The 12,238-nt window shown below is 67.6% G+C and carries 9 protein-coding genes; 3 read left to right on the forward strand and 6 right to left on the reverse strand.

The window, feature by feature from the left end:
- Positions 1-79 precede the first annotated feature (79 nt).
- Positions 80-2,254, reverse strand: a complete 2,175-nt coding sequence (locus WME90_RS08415; protein ID WP_437280561.1) for an OmpA family protein — start codon at positions 2,252-2,254, stop codon at positions 80-82.
- A gap of 482 nt (positions 2,255-2,736) precedes the next feature.
- On the opposite strand from WME90_RS08415, the gene WME90_RS08420 reads away from it, so the two are divergent.
- Positions 2,737-3,396 (forward strand): glutathione S-transferase family protein, encoded by a 660-nt coding sequence (locus WME90_RS08420; protein WP_437280562.1) that lies wholly within the window; start codon positions 2,737-2,739, stop codon positions 3,394-3,396.
- Between the two features lie 162 nt (positions 3,397-3,558).
- Here the strand turns inward: WME90_RS08420 and WME90_RS08425 are convergent, their stop codons facing one another.
- Complete coding sequence (locus tag WME90_RS08425) at positions 3,559-4,773, reverse strand: hypothetical protein (protein ID WP_437280563.1); 1,215 nt, start codon at positions 4,771-4,773, stop codon at positions 3,559-3,561.
- Between the two features lie 625 nt (positions 4,774-5,398).
- Between WME90_RS08425 and WME90_RS08430 the strand changes: the two genes are divergently transcribed.
- Entirely contained in the window at positions 5,399-6,304 is a 906-nt protein-coding gene (locus tag WME90_RS08430) for a hypothetical protein (protein WP_437280564.1), read from the forward strand.
- Between the two features lie 40 nt (positions 6,305-6,344).
- On the opposite strand, the gene WME90_RS08435 is transcribed toward WME90_RS08430, so the two are convergent.
- The 3 genes from WME90_RS08435 to WME90_RS08445 all read right to left on the reverse strand — a co-directional run bounded on the left by WME90_RS08435 (position 6,345) and on the right by WME90_RS08445 (position 8,641).
- Positions 6,345-6,809: a GNAT family N-acetyltransferase gene (locus tag WME90_RS08435; protein ID WP_437280565.1), complete on the reverse strand. Its 465-nt coding sequence runs from the start codon at positions 6,807-6,809 to the stop codon at positions 6,345-6,347.
- 545 nt (positions 6,810-7,354) lie between these two features.
- On the reverse strand, positions 7,355-7,615 hold the full coding sequence (locus WME90_RS08440) for a cupin domain-containing protein (protein WP_437280566.1): 261 nt from the start codon (positions 7,613-7,615) through the stop codon (positions 7,355-7,357).
- Between the two features lie 657 nt (positions 7,616-8,272).
- Positions 8,273-8,641: a hypothetical protein gene (locus tag WME90_RS08445; RefSeq protein ID WP_437280567.1), complete on the reverse strand. Its 369-nt coding sequence runs from the start codon at positions 8,639-8,641 to the stop codon at positions 8,273-8,275.
- Positions 8,642-9,088: 447 nt separating this feature from the next.
- Here WME90_RS08445 and WME90_RS08450 point away from each other — a divergent pair, with 447 nt between their 5' ends.
- Positions 9,089-10,867 carry a trypsin-like serine protease gene (locus WME90_RS08450; protein ID WP_437280568.1) on the forward strand — a complete coding sequence of 593 codons (1,779 nt, stop codon included), beginning with the start codon at positions 9,089-9,091 and terminating at the stop codon, positions 10,865-10,867.
- 357 nt (positions 10,868-11,224) lie between these two features.
- Here WME90_RS08450 and WME90_RS08455 read toward each other — a convergent pair whose 3' ends face one another.
- The gene (locus tag WME90_RS08455; protein WP_437280569.1) at positions 11,225-11,773 is read right to left on the reverse strand and encodes an RICIN domain-containing protein; all 549 of its coding nucleotides are present in this window, start codon (positions 11,771-11,773) and stop codon (positions 11,225-11,227) included.
- Between the last annotated feature and the right edge of the window lie 465 nt (positions 11,774-12,238).

Consider the following 12,238-nt stretch of genomic DNA (forward strand, 5'->3'; position numbering starts at 1 on the left):
TACCTGAGCGCTGCGAACGGCCGGCAGCGTTTGCCGAGCTGGCGAACACCGTCGCTTCGCCCGGATCGTCCGCCGGCGCTCACCGACCTTCGATGACCAGATCGCGGAGCGTGTCGTCGAGCTCGGCGCGCGCCATGGCCACGTCCTCGACGCGCTGGGTGATCTTCGCGCCGATCTCCTCCGACTGTCGGGCCACCTCGGCGAGCCGGTCGAGCAAGGTCTGGCGGAGCTTGCCGGCCTGGGGCGTGCGCTCGATCGTCCTCAGGCTCTCGCGCAGCTCGGCGGCGCGGTCGATCAGCTCGGCGCGCCTCCGCCGCAGCGGGTCGAGCTCGTCGTTCGCCGCGTCGAGCGCGCGCCGGAGCGCGAGCGCGCGGTCCAGCCTCGCGCGGAGCTCGGCCGGGAGGCTCGAGCCCTTCAGGTAGAGCGAGAGCCGCTCGCTGTCGGCCTGGACGAGCGGGATCTCGCGCTGAGACAGCCGCGTCTCCTCGACCACGACCTTCTGGGGCGCGCCGGGCGCGAGCTTCTTCTCGACGAGGCAGGCGTCCGGCGTCGCGTCCGTGCACCCCGGGAGGCCCTGCGGCTCGAACCCCGTCGCCCTCGCGTGGCGGATGAGCAATGTCTCCGGCACGTCCCGGCCGGGCCTCACGTCGTAGACCGTCACGCGCCGGTACCGATCCTCCACGCGCAGCGCGCCGCGGAACAGCGACACGACCCGCACCGGCACATCCGTGGTCATGCTCGTCGCGCGCACCTCGGTCGAGCTGTCGATGGCGTACGGGATCGTCGCGCTCTCCCCAGGCAAAAGGCGCGTGAGCACGCCCTCGCCCACGAAGGTCCCGCCGGAGAAGATCGACACGGAGCCGGGCTGGAGACCGAGCGCGCTCCGGTTCTCGATCTGCGCTGCGCGGAAGGGGTGGCTCGCGCTCGCGGGCGCCGCGGGATCGGGGCGGAACAGGAGGACGTCCTCGCCCGCGACCGGGCGGTTGATGAGCGTGATCAGCGCCGACGACTTCTTCGGGAGCGTCACCGGGTTCGCGATCGCGTACCGGAAGGCCCCGCCCACGGCGTCCACGCTCGCCGCGCCCTCCGGCGCCTTCTCGAGCGCCTCGGGCGTGACGGCCGGCGCCTCGCGCTCCTTGCTGGGGGGCTGCGCCTGCCTGACGTCGGCGGCGCGCAGGAAGACGCGGCGGTTGCGCTGCCGGGCTTCCTCGGTGTCGCTGGCGACGAGGGGCACCTCGGCGCCGTGCGAGCGCGTCACGAGCTCGGCCGTGACCCCGAGCTGGAGGAGCGCCGCGCGCACGGCCGCGGCGCGCCGGGCCGCGAGATCCGCCGCGCCGGCCTCGTCGGCCGACGCGTGCCCCTCGACGTCGAACGAGCGGATGTGCGGGACGCTCTTGATCGTGCGCGCGATCTCCTCGATGAGCGGCCTCGCGCGCGGCGGGATGACGTCCGAGCCCTTGTCGAAGGGCACGGGGGTCAGGATCTGGATCTCGCTGCTGATGGCGCGGACCGCCAGCGGGCAGCCGTGCCGGCCGGGTTGCGGGCTCGCCGAGCCGGGCTCGCGCGGGCAGGCGTCCTCGTGGTCGAGCACGCCATCGCGGTCGGCGTCGGACCCGGGCGGCGAGCGCTCCGCGAGCACCGGGGCGAGCGCGCCGCCCTCGCCGTCGTAGACGCCCTTCAGCTCCGGCCTGTCGAGCATCGCCGGCGCGCGCAGGTTCGAGGCGTAGGAGAGCGGCGCGCCCGTCGCGAGCGTCACGTTGACCTCGCTCCAGTCCTCGTCGCCGATGTTGCTGATGAGCGCCCAGGCCTGGAGGAGCGCCCGCTTCTCCTTCTGCCCCCTGGCCGGCAGGATCACGCGGTAGGTCGCCTTCCAGGCGGCGGTCGGCACCGCGTATGCGATCGACACGGGCCTCCTCGCGGCCGGCGAGAAGACGAGCTCTATCTCGGTGGGATCCTCGGGCCCGCTGGCCTGCCCGGAGCGCGGCAAGAGCGCGCTCACGGTGGAGGGGGTCTCGTTCGGCCCGAGGTTTTGCTCGACGACCACCATGCTCTTCAGCACGTCGTCGACCTCGCGCTCCCGGAACCGGAGCGTGAGCCGCTCGCCCGGCATGACGCCGGTGCGCTCGAAGTAACCGAGGCCGTTCTGGTACAGGACGACGTGCCGCAGGCGGAGATCGACCGACGGTCCTTTCGCCAGCGGTCCGGCGCACGCGCTGAGGGTCAGCGAGAGCGCCGCGAGGAACGCGTGCTTCATGGGGGCGAGCCTTCTGTGAAGAAGTGGGAAGTGGGTGGAGGCGCTGATGCGCCGGCAGTGTACCCGACGCAGATCGACGGCAAGCGGTCGAGCACGGCGGCGGCGCAGCAGCTCCCCGCTCGCCCGGCCGCAGCGGAGGCGCACTCCGCCCGGCCTAGCCCTCCTGCCGCCGGCCCGCGGGCCCCGCGCTGGCCTCACCGCCCGCGCGGCACCGGATTCGCGACAGATTTGTTGCTCCCAGGGGCGCGGCCCCTGCGTTAAACCTTTCGTTGCCCGCGGACGGCGCGTGAGCACGCGGCGCGCTCTCCGCGGAGCGGCACGAACTCCCTGGGTACGGCACCCGGATTCGCCTGGTGCATGCCGGTTTCTGCACGACGAAGGATGATTATTCGCTCGAGAGCACGAGCGAAGGATGGCCGAAGGTCGTCCGAGGATCGGCGCCATCTCCAAGCAACACAACTCCACAGAGGCAAAGAATTCAAATGGACAAGATCACCGTCACGGGATTGCCCTGGGCCCCGCCGTTCGCGCAGGGGCTTGTTCGCGATTTGCGCGTGCGCTGGGCGCTGGAGGAGGCCGGGCTTCCCTATGAGGTCAGGCTGATCGATGGCGGGGAGCGGAGCTCGCGCGCCTACCGTCAGAAGCACCCCTTCGGAATGGTGCCGGCCTTCGAGGCGGAGGGGCGGGGGCTGTTTGAATCGGGCGCCATCGTGCACCACATCGCTGCGGACTCCGAGGCTCTGATGCCCCCCGATCGGCACGACCGCGCCAACACGGTCGCCTGGATGTTCGCCGCGCTCAACACGGTTGAACCGCCGATCCAGGACCTCTTCGCGATGGACCTGCAGCGCAGCGAAGAACAGTGGGCGAAGCTGCGGCGTCCCGCGGCTGTGGATGCGGTGAAAGCTCGGCTGGGCGCGCTCTCCGCTTGGCTCGACGGGCGCGACCATCTGGTCGGTCGCTTCACCGCGGCGGACGTCCTGATGACGACCGTGCTGAGGTTCCTTCGGCACACAGACCTGGTGACCGGGTTTCCCGTGCTCGACGCCTACGTCAAGCGCTGTGAGGCGCGGCCGGCCTTCCAGAAGGCCTTGCGCGACCAAATGGCGGACTACGCTCGAAACGCTCCAGTCGCAGCCTGAGGCTGTGAATGGCTAAGGCCTTCAAAGCGAAGCTCCTCGAAGCGGCCGTCCCACCGTACAGCCACGCTGCACGCGATGGTTGACATGTGACACCTCCCCAGCGCCCTGCGGTGTCCAAGTGCCATCTTGGAGCGACCCCTCGGCGCCGCCGGGAGCGCGGCCTCATGGCTGGGGGACGACCTCATTCGTGGGGTTGCCGTCGATGTCGCCGACCACGTTGTTGGACCAGTCAGCGTACGTACACGTCGCGCACGAGGTCGTGTAACCCCAGTGGCTCGGACCGAAGACGTTGTTGCGCAGGATCATGTCCTCGCCGTTCTCGGGGTAGAAGTCGTAGGCGCCGAGCGAGACGAAGTTGTCGTGGACATCGTAGTTCTGCAGCGTCGAGCCATCGACGCTCTGGGTGAAGAGCACGGCCGTGATGGCTTGCCAATAATTGGGCACTTCGTTGCCCGTGGCGGCGTCGACGCCCGGCTCGAGCCGGTTATGGCTGATTTCGAGCGGCCCGCTGCCCCCGTACGGGAAGACACCGCCCGTATGCGCGAGAGAGGGGTCCGGCAAGTGCGCAATGTAGTTGTCGTGCAACCAGCTCTGCTCGATGATTGTGTTTTGGCCGCAGAGGCACATGCCACCGGTATTGGCCACGTCCACCCGGGTCAGGCGGATGGTGCACGTCGCACAGGCGTTCACGGCATGCTCGGTGAGGGCGGCGTTCGTACCTCCGAGACCGACCGGCTCGGGGCGAATGATGGTATCGCTGATGTTCAACGTGAGCGGCGCGGACTCGTCGGCGTTGACCAGGATGCTGCGGTTCGTGGAGCCGGGCGGGGGCGCGATGATCGAGTTGGTGATGTTGACCGTGCCGTGGCAGCCGGTGCCGATGTAGATGAACGCGTGGAAATACATGTGGTCCAGATTGACCGTGCCGTCGCAATCGTACAGATCCCACTCTTTGCTCTGGTCGTCGCTGGGCCACACTTCCGTGTACCCGGGCGGCACCGGGAGCTGGGGATCGGATTGGGCGTAGGTGCCCACGCCGGGTGCGCCGACGGTGAAGCGATCGGGGTAGCCCTTGGTGCTCGGCGCGTCGCCGCCTCCTGCTCCACCACCGCTTCCGCCGCTCGTGCCTCCCCCGCCGCTGCCTCCGGTGCCTGAAGACACGGATGAGGCGCTGGGCTTTATCTCGCCCTCACCGCACCCTGCGACGAGGGCGCTCAGCAAGACCACCCCCGGCAAGCTCGGTCCGAGGCCTGCTGCAGGACGACTGGCCGCTCTCTTCATGAGATCTCCTTCGATTTCGGGGACGTCGGGTCGCTCGTGATCGGAGTTGCAGCCCGAGCAGTCCACGGCCTGTTGCTCGCCGGTTCTCACCCTCATGGGCCACTCGTTTTCAGGGTCATGGGGTCCGGAGGACGGACCGAAGCGACCGTCGGTGAACGTGCCGCGCATCCACGGCGGCGTCGAGCGAATTCAGGCAGATCGTCGCCGGCGGCGCTCCGATCGTGAAGGGGCGGAGATTCATTGAGAAGCTCGCCCCCTACCAGGGCATTCCGGAGGTCGCCGCGAGCGAATTTCTCGGCCTGCTGCCCGCCCTGGCCCCCACCAGGGCCCGATGGTGTGAGCCTTCGGGCCATGCGCAACCGCGGCCGTCCGTCGACGTGACCATCGCTCCGCCCTGATCGAGCACCGGTCCGGACATCGACTCCCCGGGTGCGCGCGAGTACGCGCTGTACCGAGCCCCGCCCCGGGGATCTCCCTTGCCATGGCGCCGGAGCGCCGCCCAGACTGCCCAGAAGGTGCCTGAGCCAACGCGCGTTCTCCGCGGAAGAGCGTGGCGGAATGCCGCGGTGAGGCACGGATGCGGTTCGCGCGTGGGAGGGAACGACAGGCGATGAGGCGCGCTCATCGGGCGTAAGCGCGTTCACGCAAGCTCCTTCCGCGCGCTTCTCTCGACGAACGCTCAGCCCGCACGCCTGGACCGCGCTTTGCATTTATGTAAGACATGCTGCAAGACAACCATCCACACGCTGCGTTCGTCGTGGGAGTCCTGGGTATCTCGCTGACGCTCGGCTGCGCCGGCGAGCCTGGAACGGCCGAGGCGCTCGGAGAGAGCGCCCATGCGTTTTCAACGGCGCCGGGTGAGCCGAACCACGAAGAGATCACCAGCACCGCGCTGTCGTTCCTGAAGCCTGCGGTGATCAGCGCCCTGAAGATCGGCAATGTGTCGACGGACGCCGAGCTCCACTTCAGCAATGCTGCCCACTTCGATGACTGCAACTTCAGCGGGGGAGCCGCCTTCATCGCCGAGAAGCAAGCCGAGGCGGTGAGGGCGCTGGGCCCGGGCATCGCGCTGCTGGATGGCGATGCGCTGGCATTGCTGGCGTTTTCCCGATCGCTCCACGCGGCGCAGGACTTCTACGCACACACGAACTGGGTCGAGCTCGGCGGCGACGTCCTCGTGGACCAGTCGCTCACTGCGTTCCCCGCGCTCACGCCGTACTCCGCGGTGCCGTCGACGGGCTTCATCGTCGTGCAGGGCGAAAAGCCGAGGGGGACGGCCGTGACTCGCGACGACGATGCGCCGTACCCGGAGTACGCGATCGTGACCTTCCGCCAGCGGCGGACGACCGCCTATGGCCTTGTCTCGGGCACGGTCGACTACGAGCCAGGCGACTACTGTCCGCCCCCGGTGGCGATGACCCACGACGAGCTCAGCAAGGACAAGACCTCCTTGACCGATCGCGTCGAGCAGCACCTCGCGGCGAAGTCGCTCGCGATCCAGCAGACGCGCCACGAGTGGTGCCGGCTCAATCAGCTCGCGCACGAGGCGTGGGGCGACGCCGGCACCGCGCGCCTCGCGGCGTGGGTGGCCGACCCGAACTCGGCGCCCGACTGCACCACCGAATGAGGCGGCGGCGCTCTGGCGGGCTCTCGCCAGTCACAACCCGTCACAAGGCGAGGGCCATGTAGCGGGTGCCGGCGACCGGGTTGTGTCGGTAGGGAGGGACGTCCTTGAAGCCGAGCGCCTCGTACATCGCCGCCGCACGGGCCATCGACGGGAGCGTGTCGAGGTAGATACGCCGGTACCCTATCGCGCGAGCCTCATCGAGCACCCGAGCCACGAGCCGCCGACCGAGCCCGAGGCCGCGCTGGCCCAGCTGTACGTACAGCCGCATCATCTCGCAGTCCTTGGAGGTGATGGCCTGTAGCGCGACGCAGCCACGCGGGGCCTGCTCGACCGTGCAGAGCAGGAGTCGACCCGACGGCGGCGCGTAGGAGCCGGGCAGGCGAGCGAGCTCTTCGGCGAACCCCTGGAAGCAGAGATCGACGTCGAGCGAGGCCCGGTACTCGAGAAACAGCGCGCGGACATGCTCTATCTGCTCGGCGCAGGTGGCATACCTGATCTCGATCATCGTCTCTCTCTCTGCCCAGGGGTCGTGCCCCAAGGGTCGAACCATTGACGGTGTGCCGCCGCGTGGAGCGCGGCGGGTCGCGGCGCCCGACGTTACCACGGAAGCCATCGCGGGGTCCCTCGCGCCCGTCTACTCGTCCTCCTCGTCGTTGTCCTCGTCTGTGGTGTCCGGGGCGTCGCGCTCGAGCTGCTCGGTGACGGTCTTCACGAGCGCCCCGCTTCAGCTCGGCCACGAGCGCCGCCAACGGTTCGCGGAAATCGCTGCTGTAGGGGACTAGAGTGCCGATCACGTTGAAATCCTGAGGAAATCAACAGAAGGGAAGAGAAACCGCAAGGGCGCATGGGGCGCAAGGGAAGGCAAGAAAATATCTCGTCTCTGGTCCCTTGCGCCCCTTGCGTCCTTGCGGTTTCTCTTCTTCCCGCATTCCTTGCCCTTGGAGTTTGCTTCCTGGCAGATCGGTTGGGTGTCGCAACCCATTGAATTCAGGCGACTTTCAACCAGTTCGGTGCTCTAGCCGACCGTTGCGTCGATGATGCCAAGCGTGGTCACGGGACGACCAACACTGGAGCGCCCTTGCGGACCACGTAAGATATGACGAACTTGAGCGGCTTCGTAGCGCTCGTGTTCTTGAACATCACGTGGGGAACGTTCGGCAAGTCCCGAAAGCTCTGCCCTTCGCGGACCTCGCTGGTCTCGCCGCCCTCGAAGGCGGATTCGAAGCTGCCGCTCACTACGTACCCGACGCCAGCCGCCGGGTGGTGGTGCGGCGGCGCCGCGACGCCGGGCGCATACTCGATGAGGTACATCCGCGTCTCCCACCCGGGAAGATCTCGCAAATCCGACTGATCGAGCAGCGTGCGCGAGATCCCCTGGGCAGTCTTCGGTTCCTGGGCGCGCGCCGCGCTTACCGCGGAGCTTGGCGCGGTTGTCGCCGAAGCTTGCGCGTTCGGGGGCGCTCCGGCCGCAGGCGAGGCGAGTTGGTCGGCGCTGGCCGCCGGCGCTGGAGCCGCGCTGCCCTCGGTTTCCTGCGTTCGAGCGACCGGCGTCGCCTTCGGCGCGTTCAGCGGGAGCTTCGAGTCAGCGGACACAGGCGCCGGGGACGGTTGCGTCGCACAAGCGCTCACCAGAAGAAGCAACAACGCCGCACCCCCGAACAACGTCGAGGGAAACTTGCAATCGAACACGCTCTTCTCCATGGCACTCCTCTTCTAAGTCGAACCGTCCGGGGCGAGCTCAGAGCTGCGTGGCGATCGCGGCAACTGCCGCCGCCGAGCGCCTCTTTCACCGCACACTTCGTGACAGAGCCCTCCCGCATCTCCGCATCAGGAGAGGTCCTTGGAACGCCCCCTCTCAATAACTACATTTGTAGTTCATGCCTTGCCCATTGTCAACGCTCCAAAGCCGCGCCTCCGGGGCGCTTCGGCACGCGACCGCTGCGCGCGGGCGATCTCGGGGCCGGTGGGTCAGGGCGAGAGCCGCTCGGCGAGGTAGGCCAGGGCGAGCGGGTACCTGTGCTCGATGTTCTTGTGCGTCGCGTCGAACGGCTCGAAGCGCACCTCGTTCACGCCGGTGCCGGCGAGCGCTCGGCGGAACGCCTCGGCGCCAAGATCGAGGTAGTGCTCGTCGCGCGTGCCCGCGTCGATGTAGATGGCCCTCAGGCGCCGCAGGGCGTCCGCGTGCCTGGGCGCCATCCGGACCGGATCCCAGGCCAGCCAGCGCTCCCAGACCTCCGGGATCAGCGCGCCCGTACCGGTATCTATCGGCAGGCGCACGGCGCCGTCGGGATCGGCTGAATAGCACGCGGCCATGCAATAGGTGTTGAGGAGCTTCATCGCAGGTTCCCGGGTTTCCGGAGTCCTCGCGGAGGGGTCCATTGCAACAGCACACTGCGCCACGCGACTCGGGAACGGGGCGCGGCTGCGCGCCGGCGCTTTGGCATGCTCACGAATCCAGCGTGCCTCCGAGATCCGTGACATGTCATGTGACATGTCACGTGACATGTCACGACATCGAATGCCAGAGGTAGACCCCGCGCCGGAAATCGTCCGAATTTTCTGGACATGGCCAGTTGGATCGGTTGTTGCCTCCGGCGCATCGCACCCGCCCGCGGCGCGCCAGTCCAGCTATCTCGCAGATCAGCGTCCGCCAAGGATCCCACGGCGGTGTTCCACGTCGCGCCGCTCGGGAGCAACACCCAGCGGGGGTCTTCCTCGCCCCCGACGATTCCGGTGAACGACGCCAGGGGACCCGCGATTCGTCCGAACAAGGGAGCTTATTCGATGAAGACATCCACATTGCTAGCCCGCAGGTCGCTCGTGAAATTGCTTGTCGCCGGCCTCGCCGCCGCTTCCCATGGATGCAGCGAGCACCAGCCAGAGGACGAGGACATCGCCGAGGCGACACAGGAGATCATCGGCGGGAGCGCGGTGAGCGTGGCGACCAGACGCAACCTGGGTCTCGTCGACGTGATCCCCTCAGGCTGCTCCGCCTCGCTCATCTCACGCGACTGGGTGCTCACCGCCACCCATTGTTTGGACTTCTCGGTACCGACGGCCAACTGGTTCGCTATACCGCGAGCGGACGGCACCCTCGAGGTCCGCTCCGCGGTTGCGGCGGACAGGGTGGGGCCCACGGACATCACGGTCGTCGAGCTCTCGCCGGTCAACCCCGGCTCGGAGTGGCCAAACGTGACGCGCGAGATGTATCCTGGGTCCCCGTCGGCCCTGGTCGGGCAGAACGTCACCTGCTACGGACAGGGCTATACCGCCTACGACACGCCGGACGGCCTCACCGCTGGTGGCAACTGGCGATCGCTCACCCGCGCCATCAGCTCGTATTCGGACGGCCTGCTCGTCATGACCGCGACAAACACCGGCACACAGATCACGGCGCCCGGCGACTCCGGCGGCCCCTGCATCTTCGGCGGTGAGACGGTGGGGATCGTTTCGTACGGCGACTGGGTGTGCGCGGATCAGACCGACAAGGACACCTGCAAGTCGACCATCACCAAGATCCTCTCGGCGAGCTTCAGCTCGACCACCCAGTTCAAGGAGTACATCGACGCCGCGCCGCTCCGGCCCAGCGGCGCGAGTACGGCGACGTTCCGACCGCTCGCCCTGGAACCCGGCTGGATCGCTCACCCCATCAGCACCAACGACCCCGGCGCGGCGCCGGTCGGGAACGCCGTGCACCTGCGGGGTGCGATCCGAGCGACCGGCAATAACCCGGTAGCGTTCACGCTGCCCGCCGGCCTCAGGCCCTCGGCGGACGTCTACGTACCCACCAGCCTGTGCAACGCCAAGAAGGGCAGGTTGTGGATCACGGCGGCGGGAGTGGTCACGGTCCAGACCGAAAGCGGTGGTAGCTGGTCCGACGCGCAATGCTTTACGTCGCTGGACGGCGTGTCCTTCGTCCTCGACAACGCTCCGCTCAACTCCATCCAGCTCGTCAACAACTGGACGAACGCGCCACTCAACACCCGTTCCGCGGCGTACCGTGTGGTGAACGGCGTCGTCCGGCTGCGAGGCGCGATAGCGAACGGGACATCGCCGTATCCCTTCACCCTGGACCAAGAGGCCTGGCCGCTGCAGACGACGTACATCCCGGTCGATCTCTGCGGCGGGACCAAGGGGCGGCTCATCATTGCAACGAACGGCGTCGTGTTCATCCAGGCGTTCGGCTCATTCACGGACGCGCAGTGCATCACCTCCCTCGAGGGCGTGTCGTTCCACAATGACGGAAGCTCCCTCGGCATGTGGCCCCAGAACGGGTGGACACCGGCCTTTGGTGGGCCGAGCATTCCTGTCGCGAAGAACATCGGCGGTATCGTCCGGCTCGCCGGAGCCATCGAGACCAGCGGCACCGACCCGTGGGCCTTCACGCTGCCGGTCGAGTACTCGCCCGCCACGGAGGTGTACATTCCCGTCGACATGTGCAGTGCGCAGAAGGGGCGCCTGCACATCTACCCGAACGGCAGGGTTCTCGTCAGCCCGCCGGCGGGCGCCTGGTCGGCGGCGCAGTGCTTCACCTCGCTCGATGGAGCATGGTTCGGCCTGTGATCTGACCGAGCTCGGCAGGGCGGGCGCGCCGCCGAGGGGGGCTCTCTGCCAACTTCTCGATGACGGACGGCTGCCCATTCACGACAGCGAGAGCGAGCAGCCCATTGAACGCGGCGTCCAGCGCGCCGCAGCCGGCGTAGGCGCTCGCGTCGCCGTCCGTCACGCTGGGGCGCGCCCCGCCGCGCGCCGGCCTCGTCTGGATGCCTCTTCGGGGACGGACGTCGCAGAGCGGATACGCAGAAAACGCCCGCCCCACGGGAGTGAGGCGGGCGTTTCTCCTGGCATTGGCGGGGTTGTGTTCGCCGCCCGACCGTTGGAGGGGTCGCAGGTCTCAGGTTTGAGGCCTGCTCTCAGCCGCTAGATGTCGACGATGCACCAGATCTGGCCATCGGTGAGCGAACCGGACACCGCGCTGCGCGTGGGCCGTTCGCTGTTCTGGCCATTGATGGTGGTGAGGACCGTCGACGTGTTCACCTTGCTCTTGAAGCTGTAGCAATACTGCGGATCGTCCAAGCCAGGAACATCGAAGTATCCAGCGTAGTCCACCCACCAGCCCTTGTCGTTGCTGTCGCTGGAGTTGTTGTTGCAGGACTCGTTGTCTGCCTGATCGGTGCTCGCCCCTTCCAGCGCCAAGCACCTGTTGGTGCTGGTAGCGCCATTCACACGGTTGAGAATGTGGGTGAACATGTTGTCGGGAGAGGGCCAAAAGGACCCTGCTGCCCATGTCTGGTTCAGGGTGCCGTCGCAGGTGAAGGTGACTACGTCCGCCCCGTCGGCCGTGCTCGCGCTCGCCACGCCGAGGCACTTTCCCGTGAGTAGGCTGCGGATCGTAAAGTCGGCGCTGGCTGGCGCAGCGGCCGCGAGCGTTCCTACCAGACTCATGAAACCAATGATGTGCTTATTCATGTCGCATTATCCCCTGCGTTCAAGTCGCGCGAAGCGGCCGCGCGCCAGGCAAAAGAACGCATTTGTTTGCCAGCGGAATGGCATGGACCACCTCGCCGCTCCGCGTGGGGCGAACCATTGCACGAGGCGAAGACTGTGTGCAAATACCAATGAGCGAAGTGGGCGAAAATTCATAGGGCCGCTCTGTTGCGGGTACACTGAATGTGAGCGTTCACGCGCGAGCCCACCAATGGAGAGTGGACTGAGTGGCACGCTGCGTCGCGCGAGCTTTTCCTGCGCGAAGCGAGCCGCCGCGGGCTCGCCATGGTCATGTCACGATCCAGCCGTGACATGTCACGCTCGATGTCACGTGACATGTCACGGCGGAACCGTGACATGTCACGTGACATCGAGCGCCGTCGGGGCCAGGATCGTTGTCCGTTCATTGGGGCCCGACCTCATGGCTGCTCTGGCCTCATGAGCGTG

Origin of the sequence: Sorangium sp. So ce375, from assembly GCF_051473855.1 — a bacterium.
Lineage (GTDB): Bacteria > Myxococcota_A > Polyangia > Polyangiales > Polyangiaceae > Sorangium.